13 protein-coding genes are annotated in these 17,389 nt (G+C 73.8%); 8 read left to right on the top strand and 5 right to left on the bottom strand.

Features of this window, described 5'->3' with window-relative positions; genetic code table 11:
• The first annotated feature begins 23 nt into the window (after positions 1 to 23).
• From pstS to ACIO92_RS12825, 6 genes are all read left to right on the top strand, one after another.
• On the top strand, positions 24 to 1,811 hold the full coding sequence (gene pstS / locus ACIO92_RS12850; RefSeq protein WP_402281232.1) for a phosphate ABC transporter substrate-binding protein PstS: 1,788 nt from the start codon (positions 24 to 26) through the stop codon (positions 1,809 to 1,811).
• Positions 1,808 to 4,381: a hypothetical protein gene (locus tag ACIO92_RS12845; protein WP_366445565.1), complete on the top strand. Its 2,574-nt coding sequence runs from the start codon at positions 1,808 to 1,810 to the stop codon at positions 4,379 to 4,381. Before pstS ends, ACIO92_RS12845 begins: the two co-directional genes overlap by 4 nt.
• Positions 4,382 to 4,515: 134 nt before the next feature.
• On the top strand, positions 4,516 to 5,487 hold the full coding sequence (locus tag ACIO92_RS12840) for a substrate-binding domain-containing protein (protein ID WP_366445566.1): 972 nt from the start codon (positions 4,516 to 4,518) through the stop codon (positions 5,485 to 5,487).
• Between the two features lie 98 nt (positions 5,488 to 5,585).
• Positions 5,586 to 6,821: a hypothetical protein gene (locus ACIO92_RS12835; protein ID WP_402281230.1), complete on the top strand. Its 1,236-nt coding sequence runs from the start codon at positions 5,586 to 5,588 to the stop codon at positions 6,819 to 6,821.
• Positions 6,818 to 7,693: a class E sortase gene (locus ACIO92_RS12830; RefSeq protein WP_366445568.1), complete on the top strand. Its 876-nt coding sequence runs from the start codon at positions 6,818 to 6,820 to the stop codon at positions 7,691 to 7,693. Before ACIO92_RS12835 ends, ACIO92_RS12830 begins: the two co-directional genes overlap by 4 nt.
• Positions 7,694 to 7,748: 55 nt before the next feature.
• On the top strand, positions 7,749 to 8,555 hold the full coding sequence (locus tag ACIO92_RS12825) for a phosphate ABC transporter ATP-binding protein (RefSeq protein WP_366445578.1): 807 nt from the start codon (positions 7,749 to 7,751) through the stop codon (positions 8,553 to 8,555).
• Between the two features lie 118 nt (positions 8,556 to 8,673).
• Here the strand turns inward: ACIO92_RS12825 and ACIO92_RS12820 are convergent, their stop codons facing one another.
• The 3 genes from ACIO92_RS12820 to ACIO92_RS12810 form a co-directional block, all read right to left on the bottom strand.
• Positions 8,674 to 10,326 (bottom strand): phospho-sugar mutase, encoded by a 1,653-nt coding sequence (locus ACIO92_RS12820; protein WP_401242706.1) that lies wholly within the window; start codon positions 10,324 to 10,326, stop codon positions 8,674 to 8,676.
• Positions 10,327 to 10,638: 312 nt separating this feature from the next.
• The gene (locus tag ACIO92_RS12815; protein WP_351788020.1) at positions 10,639 to 11,442 is read right to left on the bottom strand and encodes a purine-nucleoside phosphorylase; all 804 of its coding nucleotides are present in this window, start codon (positions 11,440 to 11,442) and stop codon (positions 10,639 to 10,641) included.
• A gap of 188 nt (positions 11,443 to 11,630) precedes the next feature.
• Entirely contained in the window at positions 11,631 to 12,068 is a 438-nt protein-coding gene (locus ACIO92_RS12810; protein ID WP_366445571.1) for a gamma-glutamylcyclotransferase, read from the bottom strand.
• Between the two features lie 376 nt (positions 12,069 to 12,444).
• Between ACIO92_RS12810 and ACIO92_RS12805 the strand changes: the two genes are divergently transcribed.
• Entirely contained in the window at positions 12,445 to 13,884 is a 1,440-nt protein-coding gene (locus ACIO92_RS12805) for an NAD(P)H-quinone dehydrogenase (protein WP_366445572.1), read from the top strand.
• A 237-nt stretch (positions 13,885 to 14,121) separates the two neighbouring features.
• The gene (locus ACIO92_RS12800; protein WP_401242761.1) at positions 14,122 to 15,048 is read left to right on the top strand and encodes a DeoR/GlpR family DNA-binding transcription regulator; all 927 of its coding nucleotides are present in this window, start codon (positions 14,122 to 14,124) and stop codon (positions 15,046 to 15,048) included.
• A 393-nt stretch (positions 15,049 to 15,441) separates the two neighbouring features.
• Here ACIO92_RS12800 and ACIO92_RS12795 read toward each other — a convergent pair whose 3' ends face one another.
• Both ACIO92_RS12795 and ACIO92_RS12790 read right to left on the bottom strand, forming a co-directional pair.
• Positions 15,442 to 15,987 (bottom strand): helix-turn-helix domain-containing protein, encoded by a 546-nt coding sequence (locus tag ACIO92_RS12795; RefSeq protein WP_366445574.1) that lies wholly within the window; start codon positions 15,985 to 15,987, stop codon positions 15,442 to 15,444.
• An 82-nt stretch (positions 15,988 to 16,069) separates the two neighbouring features.
• A partial coding sequence (locus tag ACIO92_RS12790) for a biotin/lipoyl-containing protein (RefSeq protein ID WP_402281226.1) occupies positions 16,070 to 17,389 on the bottom strand: 1,320 nt, incomplete at its 5' end.

The raw sequence follows: 17,389 nt of genomic DNA, 5'->3' as shown, positions 1-17,389 counted from the left end.
ACCGCAGAACCGAGGAGCACGCCGTGAGAACCGCCGTCCAGCCCGTCCGCATCCTGCTGGGCCTCGCCACCGTGCTCAGCGCGGTGCTCGCCCTGCTCGTCGGGCCGCCCGCCGCGCAGGCCGCCGGATACACCAAGATCACCGGCTCCGGCTCCACCTGGAGCTCCAACGCCGTCGAGCAGTGGCGCCGCAACATCGGCGCCAACATCGGCCTGACCGTCAACTTCAACGCCAACGGCTCCTCCCAGGGCCGCGAGCAGTTCAAGAACGGCACCGTCGACTTCGCCGTCTCCGAGATCCCGTACGGCCTCAAGGACGGCAACGCCACCGACGTGCCGCCGGGCCGCGGCTACGCCTACATGCCGATCGTCGCGGGCGGCACCGCCTTCATGTACAACCTGCGGATCAGCGGCCGTCAGGTCACCAACCTGCGGCTCTCGGGCCCCGTCCTGGCGAAGATCTTCACCGGCGAGCTGACCATGTGGAACGCGCCCGAGATCAAGGCCGACAACCCCGGCCTGATCCTCCCGGCCCGCCGCATCGTGCCCGTCGTGCGCTCCGACGGCTCGGGCACCACCGCCCAGTTCACCACCTGGCTCGCCAAGGAGCAGAGCGGGGTCTGGAACGACTACTGCCGCCGTGCCGGACGCCAGACGCCCTGCGGCATGACCTCGTACTTCCCCGTGGTGCCCGGCGCGACCACCGTCGCCAAGTCCGGTTCGCTCGGCGTCTCCGCGCACGTCCGCCAGCCGCAGGGCGAGGGCGCCATCACCTACGTCGAGTACTCGTACGCGATGAACGCGCACTTCCCGGTCGCCAAGATCCTCAACTCCTCCGGGTACTACGTCGAGCCGACCGCCTCCAGCGTCGCCGTCGCCCTGCTCCGGGCCCGGATCGACGACGACAAGAACTCCACCGACTACCTCACCCAGATCCTCGACGGCGTCTACCGCACCACCGACCGGCGCGGCTACCCGCTCTCCAGCTACAGCTACATGGTCGTCCCCACCAGCGAGACGGCCCCGCACACCCGGGAGAAGGGCCGCTCGCTCGGCACCTTCGCCCGCTACTTCCTCTGCGAGGGCCAGCAGCAGGCCGAGGAACTCGGCTACTCGCCGCTGCCGAGGAACCTGGTCCAGGCGGGCTTCGAGCAGATCCGCCGGATACCCGGCGCGCCCACCGGCGCCGTGGACCTGTCCGACTGCCGCAACCCCACCTTCTCGGCGGACGGCACCAACACCCTCGCCAAGAACGCGCCGATGCCCAAGGACTGCGACAAGCGCGGCACGACCCAGTGCGCCGACGGAACCGGCGGCGCGCGCGGCAACGACACCCCCGTGCACAACGGCGGCTCCAACGGCGGTACGTCCACCGGGGGTTCGACCGCCGGAACCAACGGCGGCTCCGGCGGCGGCGGTTCGACCGGCGGCGGCTCCGGCCCCTCCTCGGGCGGTGCGACCGGTGGTGCCGACGGCGGTACGTCCTCCGGCGGTCCGGCCGGCGGAGGTACGGCGGCCTCCGGCGGGACGACCGGCTCGGGCGGCGCCACCGGCGGCGGTGTGGACCCCGACACCGGGGAGGCGCTCGGCACCGGCGGCGGTGGTTCCGGTGCCGGTGGCGCCACCGGCACCGGCCAGGACGGCGGCGGCATCGTCGCCACCCCGGTCACCCTCGCCGCCGACACCGGAGGCGGTCTGCGCGGCCTGCTGATGGCCCTCTCCGCCCTCCTGCTCCTCGCCACGGTCGTCGCGCCCCCGCTCGTCGGCCGCGTCCTCGCCGCCCGCGCCGAACGCACCGGAGGCACCCGATGAAGAGCCCGAGCACGAAGAGCCCGAGCACCGGGAGCCCGCGCGGGAAGACCTCCCGCACCCGGGCGGCGGGGCTCGGCGCGCTGCTCGCCGCCGTCGTCCTCGCCCTGCTCCCGCTGCCCCCGGGCGGCACCGCCGTCGCCGCCACCGGCCCCGCCGGGAACTCGGCGGCGACCAAGCGCGGCACGAAGGGCCCGTACGACGACTTCTCCGGTCTCGAAGTGACCGTCCACCAGACGCGGAACCTGCGGGCCCAGGGCCTCAAGGTCACCTGGCGGGGCGGGGTCCCCACCCAGGGGCGCAAGAGCGACTACCTCCAGATCATGCAGTGCTGGGGCGACGACCCCGCCGGTCCGAAGCGCGAGCAGTGCCAGTTCGGCGGCGCCGCCACCAGCGGCGGCAACTTCGGCACCCACATCGCCCGGCGCGAACTCCTCGTCGGCACCGACCCGCTGGAGAAGGAGTACGACGAGCTGATCCCCAGCCCGGAGTACCCGGGCCAGAAGACCAGCCCCTTCGTGCCGTTCCGGCCGGTGTCCGGGCCGCCCACGAAGAAGACCACCGACTGGACCTACTTCGGCCCCGGCGACACCAACGAGGAGTTCTTCGCCGCCACCCAGCCCGACGGCACCGGCGAGGTGGCCTTCAACCTCCAGACCACCCGGGAGGCCCCCCACCTCGGCTGCGGCGACCCCCTCGGCACCGGCACCGACGTCAGGGGCCGCCGCTGCTGGCTCGTGGTCGTCCCCCGGGGCTCCCACGACCCCGACGGCTCCACCGGCGTCGACCACCGGCCCAACACCTCCCCGTTCACCACCACCAACTGGGACCGCCGGATCGTCTTCCCGCTGGACTTCCTGCCGGTCCGCGAACCCTGCCCCACGGACCGCACCGAACGGCGCATGACCGGCTCCGAACTCGTCACCGACGCCGTCACCTCCTGGCAGTCGGCGCTCTGCGCCACCGGCACCACCCGCTTCACCTTCTCCCAGCGCGGCGAGGAACTGGCCCGGGGCAACCTCACCCGTCCGACCGCCACCACCCCAGGACTCGCCTTCACCGTCGAACCCGTCGAGGGCGGCGAGAAGGCGGGCTTCGTCCACGCCCCGGTCGCCGTCAGCGGACTCACCGTCGGCGTCTTCTGGGAGGCGAGCGGCATCGGACTCGTCCGCGACCTGAGGCTGAGCCCGCGCCTCCTGGCGAAACTGCTCACCTCCTCGTACCCGCTCGACGTCCGCTACCTCACCTACGACCGGCCCGCGCCCGAGCACCTCAAGGGCAACCCGGACTCCCTCGTCCGCGACCCCGAGTTCCTGGAACTCAACCCCGCGTTCGCCCGCTCCCCGCAGGCACCCCAGGTCTACCCCGGCGGAATCCTGCTCTCCGCCGAACGCTCCGACGCCACCAAGGTCGTCTGGGACTATCTGCGCGGAAACGCCGAATCCCGCGCCTTCCTGGAGGGGCGGCCGGACCCCTGGGGAATGAAGGTCAATCCCCACTTCAAGGACCTCGGACTCGTCACCGACGGCTCCTACGAATTCCCGAAGGCCGACCCCACCGAGACCGAGATAAAGGTCGGCGAGAAAAGCATCACCTACGGGGCGATCGACCGTTCCCCGTACGCCGTCGACCTCCACGACGCGGCCCGCTGGGTCCGGCGCGGCACCAACAACGCCAAGTACGAGGCCCTCGACGACCCCACCGCCGCGGGCGGACTGAAACTCTCGGGCCCCGAGTACCTCCCCGGCGAGCGGCGCGCCTACGGCCTCACCGACGCCGCCTCCGCCGTCCGCTACCAGCTCCAGGTCGCCGCCCTGCCCAACGCCGACGGCACCTACGTCCGGCCCACCACCACCTCCCTGCTCGCGGCGGTCGGCCAGTACGAGGACTCCGCCGTCCCCGGCGTCCTCGCCGCCGACCCCGCCCGCACCCGGGGCGACGCCTACCCGCTCACCGTGGTGACCTACGCCGCCGCCTCCACCAAGCTGCCCGCCGACGCCCGCCGGGACTACGCGCGCGTGCTCCGGTACGCGGCCGGACCGGGCCAGAAGCAGGGCACCGCGCCCGGCGAACTGCCCTACGGCTACGCCCCGCTGCCCCAGAAGCTGCGGACCCTGGCCGCGGCGGCGGCCGACCGCCTCGAACGCGGCGCCCCCACCGGCCCCGGCACCTCCGGCGGCTCCACGTCCGGCGGCTCCACCGGCTCGGGCGGCCCGGACTCCGGCGCCACCGGCACCGGCGGCACGACCGGCTCCACCGGCGGCTCCGGCACCTCCGGCGGCTCCGGCGCGAGCACCTCCGGTGCCGCCGGCGGCACCGCGCCCCCCTCCTCCGCCGCCCCGCCCCCGGCCACCACCGGCGGGGGCACCACCGGCACCCCGGGGGAGCACCTCGCGGGCACCGGCAGCACCCCCTCCGAGGTCCTCGGCGTCATCCGCTGGGTCCTCCTCGCCGTCCTCGTCGCGGGCGGCCTCGCGGGCGTCGCCGGACCCGTGGTCCTCGGCCTCGCGGGACGCCGCCGAATTCCCTCGGATTCATCTAGGACAGGAATTCGTCACCTGAAGAGCGACTGAACGTGGTGGTCGCGGGAGACACCCGTAAGGAATTGTTGTCCCCGGCCGGTCGACGGACCGGCCGGATAAAGAAGAATCCGGATTCTGCTTGTGCGTCCATTCCATGACATCCGTTTCCACGGAGGAGATCAGAAGTGAACGTCAAGTCCCGCGCCCGTGTCGTCGCCGCCCTCGGCACGGCCGCTCTCGGCCTCGGTTTCCTGGCGGCCCCCGCCCAGGCCGACCCCAACCCGATCACCCAGTACCGCACCCTCGCGGGCGTCGGCTCCGACACCACCCAGGACGTCGTGAACGGCCTCGGCAACGTCATCACCAACGCCATCGGCCAGAAGACCGTCGCCTCCTGGGACGCCACCGGCTCCGCGAGCATCAAGACCAAGGCGACCGGCTGTGACCTGACCCGTCCCAACGGCTCCTCCGCGGGCATCGACGCCCTGCGCAACGCCGTGGACACCAACTCCGGCTGCCTCGACTTCGCCCGCTCCTCCCGGGGCCCGGCCGATGTCTCCACCACGGACCTGACCTGGATCCCCTTCGCCAAGGACGCGGTCTCCTGGGCCAAGCGCTCCGACAGCGCGCTGCCCGCCGACCTGACGGTGGCCCAGCTCAAGGGCATCTACGAGTGCACCCTCACGTCCCTCAACGGCGTGACGCTCACCCCGGTCCTGCCGCAGTCCAACTCCGGCACCCGCCAGTTCTTCCTCGCCTCCATCGGCGTCACCGCGCCCGGCGCCTGCGTCCAGCAGGGCGTCCAGGAGAACGACGGCACCGTCCTCGACACCGTCGGCGACATCGCCCCCTACTCCGTGGCCCAGTACACCGCGCAGGAGAAGCTCGTCGTCACCGACCGGCGCGGTGCCGCCGTCCTCGGCTCCATCGGCTCCGTCGCGCCCCGCAACGCCGACAAGACGCTGAACCTCTCCTTCCCCTTCACCCGTGACGTCTACAACGTCGTCCCGACCGCCAAGCTCGGCAACACCACGATCGCCCAGACCTTCGTCGGCTCGACGTCCAAGGTCTGCGCCGCCTCCACCACGATCGCCAACTACGGCTTCGGCACCCTCGGCACCGCCTGCGGCGCCACCACCGTCACCGGCGAGCGCTGATCACCACCGCTTCCTGACCGCACACCGGCCGGGCACCCCCCAGGTGCCCGGCCCCACGGCGTACCCGATCCGACACCGACTCCCCCGGGGGACCCCGCATGAACCGCCCCGCACCACTCCGACCGCCCGTGGCCCTGCTCGCCGCGCTCGCCCTGCTCTGCGGCGCCCTGGCCGCCGTCCTCGCGCTGGCCGCCCCCGCCAAGGCGGTCACCGTGCACGGCACGTTCACCCTCAAGGGGGGCTCGGGCTCGACCACCGCCAAGCCCTTCGCCACCGGGGTCACCACCCCGGCCGCCTGCCCCGCCCCGGCCGACCCCGCCAAGCCGTACGTCAAGGCCCTGCTCTCCGTCGTCAGCCCCGACAACCGCGAACAGACCGTCAACCTGGCCGTCACCGTCACCGGCGACCCGCTCAGCGCAGGCCCCTTCACCCGCGGCTTCGACACCGCCGTCGACTACGGCACCCTCCAGGACCGGCTCCTCGAACTGCGCGGCGGCGGCCCCGTCGACGGCCGCTACGAACTGCGCCTGGCCTGCCGGACCGCGCACGGCGCCGAGTCCGACGACTACTTCTCCGCGATGATCGAGGTCACCGGCACCACCTGGACCCCGGTCGCCCAGCTGACCACCGTCACCGAGGTCGTCTCCGACCCCGCCGCCCCCACCGTCGGCGGCCGGGCCAGGCTCGTCGCGACCGTGCAGCCCAAGGAGGCCGCCGGAACGGTCAGCTTCCAGAAGTTCGTCAACGAGGAACTCATCGACATCGCCACCGTCGACGTCGTCGCGGGCAAGGCGGAGACCACCCTCACCGGACTGACCCTGACCGGCCCCGAGGGACTGCCCGTCCTGGCCACCTTCACCCCCGCCGCCCCCGAGGCCCACACCGGCTCCTTCTCCGTCTTCACCCTGTACGTCCACGAGGCCACCGCGAGCCCCACCGGCCCCACCCCCACCGGGACGGACACCCCCACCCCCACCGGCACCGCGACCGGCACCGCGAGCCCCACCGGCACGCCCACCGAGAACCCCACCGACGAACCCACCGACGAGCCGACCGACACCCCCGAGCCCACCGGCACCGACACCCCGTCGCCCACCGCGACCGACGACACCGGCAGCACCGGAGGCTCCGGCACCACCGGCGGCTCCGGCGGCGGCGACAGCGGCACCGGCGGCTCCTCCGGCGGCACCGGCACCCACGGCGGCTCCGGCTCCCTCGCCGCCACCGGCGCCACCACCGCGGCCTCCGCCGCCCTCGGCTCCCTCGCCCTCTGCCTCCTCGGCGCCGCCGCCGTCGCGCACGCCCGCCGCCGCAAGGACGGCGCCCGCCCGTGACCACCGCACCGCCCCCCACCGCCCCCCGCGCCGGGCTCGCCCTGGCCGGGGCGGCGCTGTGCGTCCTCGCCGCGCTCCTCATCGGCTTCGCCGCCAACCTCACCGTCGTCGGCCACCTCCAGCACGCCCGCGACCAGTCCACCGGCTACGACGACCTGCGCGAGCAACTCGCCCTCGGCACCGCCCCGGTGGGCCAGCTCACCTACGACGGCAAGCCCCTCGCCCCCGGCGCCCCCGTCGCCCTCCTGCGCGTCCCCGCCCTCGGCCTGCGCGAGGTCGTCACCGAAGGCACCACCTCCCAGGTCCTCATGTCCGGACCCGGCCACCGCCGTGACACCGCCCTCCCCGGCCAGGCCGGAGCCAGCGTGATCATGGGCCGTAGATGGGGCTACGGCAGCCCCTTCAACGACGTCCACCGCCTCCCGCCCGGCGCCAGGGTCCAACTCACCACCGGCCAGGGCGAGTCCGTGTACGAGGTCACCGGCGTCCGCCGCCCCGGCGACCCCAACCCCGCCGCCCTCCGCCCCGGCGAAGGACGCCTCACCCTGATGACCGCGAGCGGCGGCGCCTACACCCCCGAGGACGTCGTCCGCGTCGACGCCCGCCTCCTCACCACCGCCCGGCCCAGCCCGCCCCGGCCGCTGCGCCCCGGCTGGATCACCGCCGCCGAGAAGCCCCTCGCGGGCGACCCCGACGCCTGGCCCCGGATCTTCCTCGGCACCCAGGCCCTCCTCCTCGCCGCCCTGCTCACCGTCCTCGCCCGCCGCCGCTGGGGCGCCCGCCAGACCTGGGTCACCGCCGTGCCCGTCCTCGTGGCGCTCGGCGTCCTCGTCTCCGGCGAACTGACCCGGCTCCTCCCCAACCTCCTCTGAGACCCGTGGAGTCCACACCGTGACCGAGCTCGCCGACACCGTCACCCTGCCGCCCGTGCCCGCCACGGGAGCGGCGGCCCCCTCCCGGGCCGCCGCCCTCGAAGCCGAGGCCGTCTCGGCCTGGTTCGGCGACCGCAAGGTCCTCGACCGGGTCTCCCTCGCCATGCCCGCCCGCGAGGTCACCGCCCTGATCGGCCCCTCCGGCTGCGGCAAGTCCACGTTCCTGCGCATCCTCAACCGGATGCACGAACTCACCGGCACCGCCTCCCTCGCGGGCCGGGTCCTCCTCGACGGCGCCGACATCTACGACCGGGGCCGCCGCATCACCCACGCCCGCCGCGAGATCGGCATGGTCTTCCAGAAGCCCAACCCGTTCCCCGCGATGTCCCTCCACGAGAACGTCCTCGCCGGTCTGAAGCTCGGCGGCGTCCGCGCCGACAAGGAGACCAGGGACGCCCTCGTCGAGGAGTGCCTCACCAAGGCGGGGCTCTGGCGCGAGGTCAAGGACCGGCTGCGGCAGCCCGGCGGGGCGCTCTCCGGCGGCCAGCAGCAGCGCCTGTGCATCGCCCGTTCCCTCGCCGTCCGCCCCCGCGTCCTGCTCATGGACGAGCCCTGCTCCGCCCTCGACCCCACCTCCACCCGGCGCGTCGAGGAGACCATCGCCGAGCTGAAGTCCGAGGTCACCGTCGTCATCGTCACCCACAACATGCAGCAGGCGGCCCGGGTCTCCGACTCCTGCGCCTTCTTCCTCGCCGAACAGGGCACCCCCGGCGCCATCGTCGAACACGGCCCCACGGAAAGGGTCTTCGGCTCCCCGGCCGACCCCCGCACCGCCGACTACGTCAACGGCCGCTTCGGCTGACCCGCCCGTCCGGAGCCCGCCCGTACGGCCGGGGGCGCGCTCCCCGGCCGGACACGCCGGAGGGCCGGTGGGAAGCGTGCTCCCACCGGCCCTCCGCCGTCCGTCCGTACCGCCCGGGTCAGAGCCCGGCCGCCGCCGACAGGTCCCGCTTGACCGAGGCCAGCAGCTCCGCCGCCTTCGCACGGGCCGCCACGAGGCCGTCCGCCGACGCGACCGGCACCACGACCTCCAGGTAGCACTTCAGCTTGGGTTCCGTACCGCTCGGGCGGACGATCACCCGGGCCCGGTAGGCGCCCTCCAGGTGGTAGCGCAGGCCGTCCGTCGGCGGCAGCGCCTCCGTGCCCTCGGCCAGGTCCTCCGCGGAGACCACCGTCAGCCCGGCGAGCGAGCCCGGCGGGCGCTCGCGCAGCGCGGCCATCGCGGCCGTGATGATCCCCAGGTCCTCGACCCGCACCGACAGCTGGTCCGTGGCGTGCAGCCCGTGCTCGACGGCCAGGTCGTCGAGCAGGTCGGACAGGGTGCGCCCCCGCTCCTTCAGGACCGAGGCCAGCTCGGTGACGAGCAGCGCCGCCGTGATGCCGTCCTTGTCGCGGACGCCGCCGGGGTCCACGCAGTAGCCGAGCGCCTCCTCGTAGCCGTAGCGCAGGCCCTCGACGCGGGCGATCCACTTGAAGCCGGTCAGCGTCTCCTCGTAGCCGACGCCCGCCGCCCCGGCGATCCGGCCGAGCAGCGAGGAGGACACGATCGACTCGGCGAAGACGCCCGTGGCGCCCTTGGCCACCAGGTGCGCGGCGAGCAGCGCGCCCACCTCGTCGCCCCGGAGCATCCGCCAGCCGCCCGCGGCGGCGGTGTCCGGCACGGCCACCGCGCAGCGGTCGGCGTCCGGGTCGTTGGCGATGACCAGGTCGGGGTCCACGGCACGGGCCGCCTCGAAGGCGAGGTCCATGGCGCCCGGCTCCTCCGGATTGGGGAAGGCGACCGTCGGGAAGGCGGGGTCCGGCTCGGCCTGGGCGGCGACGAGCGCGGGCGGCGGGAAGCCGTGCCGGGCGAACGCGGCGGTCAGGACGTCCTTGCCGACGCCGTGCAGGGCCGTGTAGACGGTCCGCGCGGTCCGGGGGGACCCGGGGGTCAGGACGGCGTCCGTACGCTCCAGATAGGCGTCCAGGACCTCGTCGCCGAGGGTCTCCCAGCCGCCGTCCGGGCGGGGCACGTCGTGCAGCGAGCGGATCGCGGCGATCTCGGCGGCGATCTCCGCGTCGGCGGGCGGCACGATCTGCGAGCCGTCGCCCAGGTAGACCTTGTAGCCGTTGTCGCGGGGCGGGTTGTGGCTGGCGGTCACCTCGACGCCCGCGACGGCGCCCAGGTGCCTTATGGCGAACGCCAGGACGGGCGTCGGCAGCGGCCGGGGGAGCAGCGCGGCGCGCAGCCCCGCGCCGGTCATCACGGCGGCGGTGTCGCGGGCGAAGTCGGCCGACTTGTAGCGGGCGTCGTAGCCGATGACGACGAGGCCGCCCTCCTGGCCCTGGGCCCTGAGGTACGCGGCGAGGCCCGCGGCGGCCCGGATGACCACCGAGCGGTTCATCCGCTGCGGCCCGGCGCCCAGCTCGCCCCGCAGCCCGGCGGTGCCGAACTGCAGGGTGCCCGCGAACCGGGCGGCCAGCTCGTCGGTCGCGCCGCCTTCGAGCAGCGCGGCCAGCTCGTCGCGGGTCTCCGGATCGGGGTCCTCGGCGAGCCAGGCCTGGGCCCGGGTGAGGAGATCGTCCTGCGTCACGGTGTGCCTTTCGGGGTACGGGCGGGCGGCGGGGCCTCTTGCGGACGGGTACGGGCGGGGCGGGAGGGCGGGGTGCGGGAGCGGATGCCGCCGAGCGGAGCCCTTCCCCGTCCCGCCCCCTCCCGTAACCGGGTCTCCGCCCCGGAGCCCGCGCCCCGGGCGGGGGCCGGACCCGTACGGACCCGGGAGCGGGCTCCCGGTCACGGGAGGGCCGGGGCGGGCGGGAGACCGGTGCGGCGGGCCCGTGCCGGAGACCGGCGGCCCGAGACCGCGGCGCCCCGGAGCCCGTCCGGCCCCGGGGCGCGGAAGGGATCAGATCCGGGCGAGGACCCGGGTCAGCAGCTCGCCCATCCGGGCCGCCGAGTCACGGCCGGCCTGGAGGACCTCCTCGTGGTTCAGCGGCTCGCCCGAGAGACCGGCGGCGAGGTTGGTGACCAGGGAGATGCCCAGGACCTCGGCGCCCGCCTCGCGCGCGGCGATGGCCTCCAGGACCGTGGACATGCCGACGAGGTCGCCGCCCATGACGCGGACCATGTTGATCTCGGCCGGGGTCTCGTAGTGCGGCCCGGGGAACTGGACGTAGACGCCCTCCTCCAGGGTCTCGTCGACCTCCTTGCACAGCGCGCGCAGCCGCGGCGAGTACACGTCGGTGAGGTCCACGAAGTTCGCGCCGACGATCGGGGAGGCGGCCGTCAGGTTGATGTGGTCGCTGATCAGGACGGGCTGGCCGGGGCGCATCCCCTCGCGCAGACCGCCGCAGCCGTTGGTGAGGACGACCGTGCCGCAGCCCGCGGCGACGGCGGTGCGCACGCCGTGGGCGACGGAGGCGACGCCGCGGCCCTCGTAGAAGTGGGTGCGGCCCAGGAAGAGCAGCGCGCGCTTCTCGCCGATCCGGTACGAGCGGACCGTGCCGCCGTGGCCCTGGACGGCGGGCGGCGGGAAGCCGGGCAGTTCGGTGACGGGGAACTCGGCCTCGGGCTCGCCCAGCGCCTCGGCGGCGGGTGCCCAGCCCGAGCCCATGACCAGGGCGACGTCGTGCTTCTCGGCACCGGTCAGCTCGCGCAGACGCGCGGCTGCGGCCTCGGCGGCCTCGTACGGGGTGGCAGTTGCGTTCACTGACTCTCTCGCCTCGGGGAGGGGGGTCCGAGGCGGGCCCCGGACGGATTTGTTACGCGCAGAAGCGTATCCGGTGATTGCCTACGCGCGTAGATGACGATGCCGACGGACATGGGATCGTTGTCTTGTCGTTTCCGACGAACGGCACGGAGGAGGAGGCACAGGGGGCCTTCGGCGGTTCCCCCACCTCAGCAGGGGCGCTTGCGCAGCTCCATCACGTAGTCGTGCGGGGCGCCCGCCGACTCGGCGGCGTCGGCGACCTCGCCGAGGTACCGCGCGGACGGCAGCCCGCCCTCGTACCCGTTGAGGACGTACACCCAGACGGGCTCCTCGCCGTCCAGGGTGTGCACCCGGACCCGCATCCGCCGGTAGACGTCGAGGTTGACGCCCTCCCAGCGGTCCATGGAGTCCTCGTCCATCGGCGCGATGTCGTACAGCGCCACGAAGACCTGGGACCTGGGGGCCTCCACGATCGTCGCCAGCGCCCCCTCCCAGCCCATCTGCTCGCCGCCGAAGGTCAGCCGCCAGCCGTTGAGCCAGCCCGTGCCGCGCAGCGGGGAGTGCGGTGCGCGGCGGCTCATCAGCCGCGCGTCGAGGTTGCCGGCGAATGCGGCGTAGAGCGACATGGGACCGAGGGTACGGGAGGGGACGGGGTGTCCGCCGAAGCCCGGTGCGGCGGGGGCCGGTCCGGCCCGGCGGCCCGTGGGCGGGGCGGACCGCGCCCGGTGCGCGGGGACGGCGCCGACCCGTCGGCGGGGAGGGCCGTGACCTGTCGGCGGAGGCGGCCGGGACCCCTCGGCGGGACGGCCGGGACGCCTGCCCGCGGCCCTGTCGGCCACTCGCCACCGGGCCCGTGACCCGTCGGTACGGCCCCGGCGCGTCGCCCGGCCCCGGGTGCGCGACAATGGGTCACGCACTTGAAGCGTGCGGGACAATGGCGTACGCACTGCATCCCAGCGGGGGGACCCCCCGGCAGAACGAGAGCGCGAGGCGTAGATCCCAGTGACCCGGATCGTGATCATCGGCGGCGGACCCGGCGGATACGAGGCGGCCCTGGTGGGCGCCCAACTCGGCGCGGAGGTGACCGTCGTGGACTGCGACGGCCTCGGCGGCGCGTCCGTCCTGACCGACTGCGTCCCCTCCAAGACCCTGATCGCCACCGCGGAGGTGATGACCACCTTCGACTCCTCGTACGAGGAGCTGGGCATCATCGTCGCGGACGACACCCCCCACGTCGAGCAGGCCGCCCGGGTGGTCGGCGTCGACCTGGGCAAGGTCAACCGACGGGTGAAGCGCCTGGCGCTCGCCCAGTCCCACGACATCACCGCCTCCGTCACCCGGGCCGGTGCCCGGGTGCTGCGCGGTCGCGCCCGGCTCTCCGGGCGGCAGGCGATGGACGGCTCCCGCCAGGTGGTCGTGAGCGCCGCCGACGGCACCGAGGAGACGCTGACCGCCGACGCCGTCCTCGTCGCGACCGGCGGCCACCCGCGCGAGGTCCCGGACGCGGCGCCGGACGGCGAGCGCATCCTGAACTGGACCCAGGTCTACGACCTCAAGGAGCTGCCCGAGGAGCTGATCGTGGTCGGCTCCGGCGTCACCGGCGCCGAGTTCGCCGGTGCCTACCAGGCGCTCGGCTCCCGGGTCACCCTGGTCTCCTCCCGCGACCGCGTGCTGCCGGGCGAGGACCCGGACGCGGCGGCCGTCCTGGAGGACGTCTTCCGGCGCCGGGGGATGAACGTCATGGCCCGCTCCCGCGCCGAGTCCGCCAAGCGGGTCGGCGACCGGGTCGAGGTCACCCTCTCGGACGGCCGGGTCATCTCCGGCACCCACTGCCTGATGGCCGTCGGCGCGATCCCGAACTCCGCGGGCATGGGCCTGGAGGAGGCCGGGGTCAAGCTGAAGGACTCCGGTCACATCTGGACCGACAAGGTCTCCCGCACCACCGCCCCCGGGGTGTACGCGGCCGGTGACGTCACCGGTGTCTTCGCGCTCGCCTCGGTGGCCGCCATGCAGGGCCGTATCGCGATGTACCACTTCCTGGGCGACGCGGTGGCCCCGCTGAACCTGAAGACGGTCTCGTCGAACGTCTTCACCGACCCCGAGATCGCCACCGTCGGCTACACCCAGGCGGACGTGGACGCCGGGAAGATCGACGCCAAGGTCGTGAAGCTGCCGCTGCTGCGCAATCCGCGCGCGAAGATGCAGGGCATCCGGGACGGCTTCGTGAAGATCTTCTGCCGTCCGGGCACCGGCATCGTCGTCGGCGGCTGTGTCGTCGCGCCGAAGGCGAGCGAACTGATCCATCCGATCTCGATCGCGGTCGACAACAATCTGACCGTCGAACAGATCGCAAATGCTTTCACCGTGTACCCCTCCCTGTCGGGTTCGATCGCGGAAGTGGCACGGCAGTTGCAGACCCGGAAGAACGCGGACGAGGGGTAACACCGGCCGCCACCACCGCTCCCGCCTGCGGGAACGATTCCCCGACCCGGACAACCCCCGGCAAGGCGGGGCATAGTCCTGGCCCGGAGCGCAGCGCGGACGGGGTCTCCCATACCACTTGGAGGCCCCGTCCGTGCGTATCTTCCGTAATTCGCGGTATACCGCTGCAAACTCTCGCCCGGTCACGTTACTGTCAGTTTCGTGTTCGCTGCAGAACGTCGCCAGTTGATCCTCGAAATGGTGCGAGCCAATGGGGCCGTGTCGCTCCGCGAGCTCGCCCGCGTCGTCCAGACCTCGGAAGTGACCGTACGGAGAGACGTACGGGCACTGGAGGCAGAAGGACTCCTCGACCGCCGCCACGGCGGTGCGGTGTTGCCGGGCGGATTCACGCGAGAATCCGGCTTCCCGCAGAAATCCCATCTCGCCACCGCCGAGAAGACGGCCATCGCCGATGTCGCGGCGAGCCTCGTCGAAGAGGGCGAGGCCATCGTCGTCGGCGCCGGGACGACCACCCAGGAGCTGGCCCGCAGGCTCGCCCGCGTCCCCGGTCTGACCGTGGTCACCAACTCCCTGCTCGTCGCGCAGGCCCTCGCCCACGCCAACCGGGTCGAGGTCGTCATGACCGGGGGCACCCTGCGCGGCTCCAACTACGCCCTGGTGGGCAGCGGGGCCGAGCAGTCGCTCCAGGGCCTCCGGGTCTCCCGCGCCTTCCTCTCCGGCAGCGGACTGACCGCCGAGCGCGGCCTGTCCACGTCCAACATGCTCTCCGCGAGCGTGGACCGGGCCCTCGTCCAGGCGGCGGCCGAGGTGGTGGTCCTCGCCGACCACACCAAGCTCGGCGCCGACACCATGTTCCAGACGGTGCCCACGGACGTGATCACCCGTCTTGTCACCGACGAGCCGCCCGCCCACGACGACCGGGCCGCCACCGAGCTCCAGGCCCTCGCCGACCAGGGCGTGCAGATCGCCGTCGCGGGCACCGGAGCCGCGGGCGGACCGGGAGGCGAGCAGCTCCCCCCGGGCGTCCGGCCCCGCCGTGACATGCCGCTCCCGGTCCAGCGCGGCCGTATGGCGGCAGGCCAGTACCGGGGCACGGGGGGCGGTGGGATGGCCGCCGAGACACTGGAGCGCACGGCGAGGGTCGCCGACATGCGGCGCCGCTGAGGGCGCGGCCCGCCGCACTCCGGAGGGCCCCTCCCCGGGGCCCGGCACACCGTCGCCGAGCCTCCGGCGACGAGGTCCGGGCACCTCCGCCCATGCCGGCACCTGTCCGTGTCGGCGTGCCCGTACCAGCGCGGCTGTACCGGCGTGCCCGTATGCCGGAGTCCCGCTGTCCCGTGTCGCCGGAGCCCGCCCGTCCGCACCGGTGCGGCCCCAGGGTGGTGCCCGCGCGGCCTTCCCGTACCGGAGCCCGGTCGGTCGGCTGTCCGTACGGCGGAGTCCAGACAGCCGTGGCGGAGCCCAGCGCGTCCGCGCGCCCCGGCCCGGCCGGTCGTACGGCCCCGGTCCCGCGTCCTGTCGGCGGGAGGTCCGCGCCCGTCCGTCCCGGTCCGCTCCTCAGTCCTTGATGCCCCGCAGCGTCAGTGCGAGGAGGCGGTCCGCCAGTTCCCCGTCCTCCGGCGCCTGTTCCGCCGCGAGCGCGATCGCGTTGGTCAGCTGCATCAGATCGCCGATCGACACGTCGGCCCGCACCTGACCCGCCTCCCTGGCCCGTTCGAGCAGCCGCTCGCCCGCCGCGCGCAAGGGGTCGCTGCACCCCGCGAGCGCCGAACTCCGGTCGTGCGAGGCGGACATCAGCGCGTGCGCGAGCCCCCGGTACTCGCCCGCGTACGCGACCAGCGCCCGCAGCCACTCCACCAGGGCCCGGCACGACTCCTCCGCCCCCGCCAGCTCCGCCGAGCGCCGCAGCAGCGCGGCCAGGGCCTCCTGGAAGACCGCGTTCAACAGGTCGGCCCGGGTGGGGAAGTGGCGGTACAGGGTGCCGATGCCCACCCCCGCGCGGCGCGCGATCTCCTCCAGGGGCGCGTCGGCGCCCTGCTCGGCGAAGGCGCCACGGGCCTCGGTGAGCAGTCGCTCGTGATTGCGGCGTGCGTCGGCTCGCATGGTCTGGGTCCCGCCCTCCCCTCGACGAAGGGCCCGCAGGCAGCTGCCTGCGGGCCCTTCGTACCGTACTCCGTACCGCGGATCAGTCCTTGATGTCGCAGATCGAGGCGCCCGAGGTGACCGACGCGCCGATCTCGGCGGTCAGGCCCTTCACGGTGCCGGAGCGGTGCGCGTTCAGGGGCTGTTCCATCTTCATGGCCTCAAGCACGACGATCAGATCGCCTTCCTTGACCTCCTGGCCCTCCTCGACGGCGATCTTCACGATCGTGCCCTGCATCGGGGAGGCGAGGGTGTCACCGGAGGCCGCCGGGCCGGACTTCTTCGCCGCCCGCCGCTTCGGCCGCGCGCCCGCCGCGATGCCCTGACGCGCCAGCGTCATGCCCAGCGAGGACGGCAGCGAGACCTCGAGACGCTTCCCGCCGACCTCGACCACGATCGTCTCCCGGCCCGCCTCGTCCTCGTCGGCGTCCGGGCCGACCGGGGCGAAGGGCGGGATCTCGTTGACGAATTCGGTTTCGATCCAGCGGGTGTGGACGCGGAAGGGGTCGGCGGTGAAGTCGGGGTCGACGACGACGGCCCGGTGGAAGGGGACGGCGGTGGCCATGCCTTCGATCCTGAACTCGGCCAGGGCGCGGGCGGCGCGCTGGAGGGCCTGTTCGCGGGTGGCGCCGGTGACGATCAGTTTGGCGAGGAGGGAGTCCCAGGCGGGGCCGATGACGGAGCCGGACTCCACGCCCGCGTCGAGGCGGACGCCGGGGCCGGTCGGGGAGGTGAAGAGGGTGACGGTGCCGGGGGCGGGCAGGAAGCCGCGGCCGGGGTCCTCGCCGTTGATGCGGAACTCGAAGGAGTGGCCGCGGATCTCCGGGTCGCCGTAGCCGAGTTCCTCGCCGTCGGCGATCCGGAACATCTCCCGGACCAGGTCCAGGCCGGTGACCTCCTCGGTGACCGGGTGCTCGACCTGGAGGCGGGTGTTGACCTCCAGGAAGGAGATCGTGCCGTCCGTGCCGACCAGGAACTCCACCGTCCCGGCGCCGACGTAACCGGCCTCCTTCAGGATCGCCTTCGACGCCGCGTACAGCTCGGCGTTCTGCGCCTGCGTCAGGAACGGCGCCGGGGCCTCCTCGACCAGCTTCTGGTGGCGCCGCTGGAGCGAGCAGTCACGGGTGGACACCACGACCACGTTGCCGTGGGAGTCGGCCAGGCACTGCGTCTCCACGTGCCGGGGCCTGTCCAGGTAACGCTCCACGAAGCACTCGCCCCGCCCGAACGCCGCGACCGCCTCACGGACCGCGGAGTCGTACAGCTCGGGGACCTCCTCCAGCGTCCGGGCCACCTTCAGCCCCCGCCCGCCGCCACCGAACGCCGCCTTGATCGCGATCGGCAGCCCGTGCTCCTCCGCGAA

Source organism: Streptomyces sp. NPDC087215 (assembly GCF_044744885.1).
In the GTDB taxonomy this organism is placed as follows: domain Bacteria; phylum Actinomycetota; class Actinomycetes; order Streptomycetales; family Streptomycetaceae; genus Streptomyces.
Note: the sequence above shows the minus strand (reverse complement) of the source record. Positions and strands in the feature narration are given on the sequence as shown.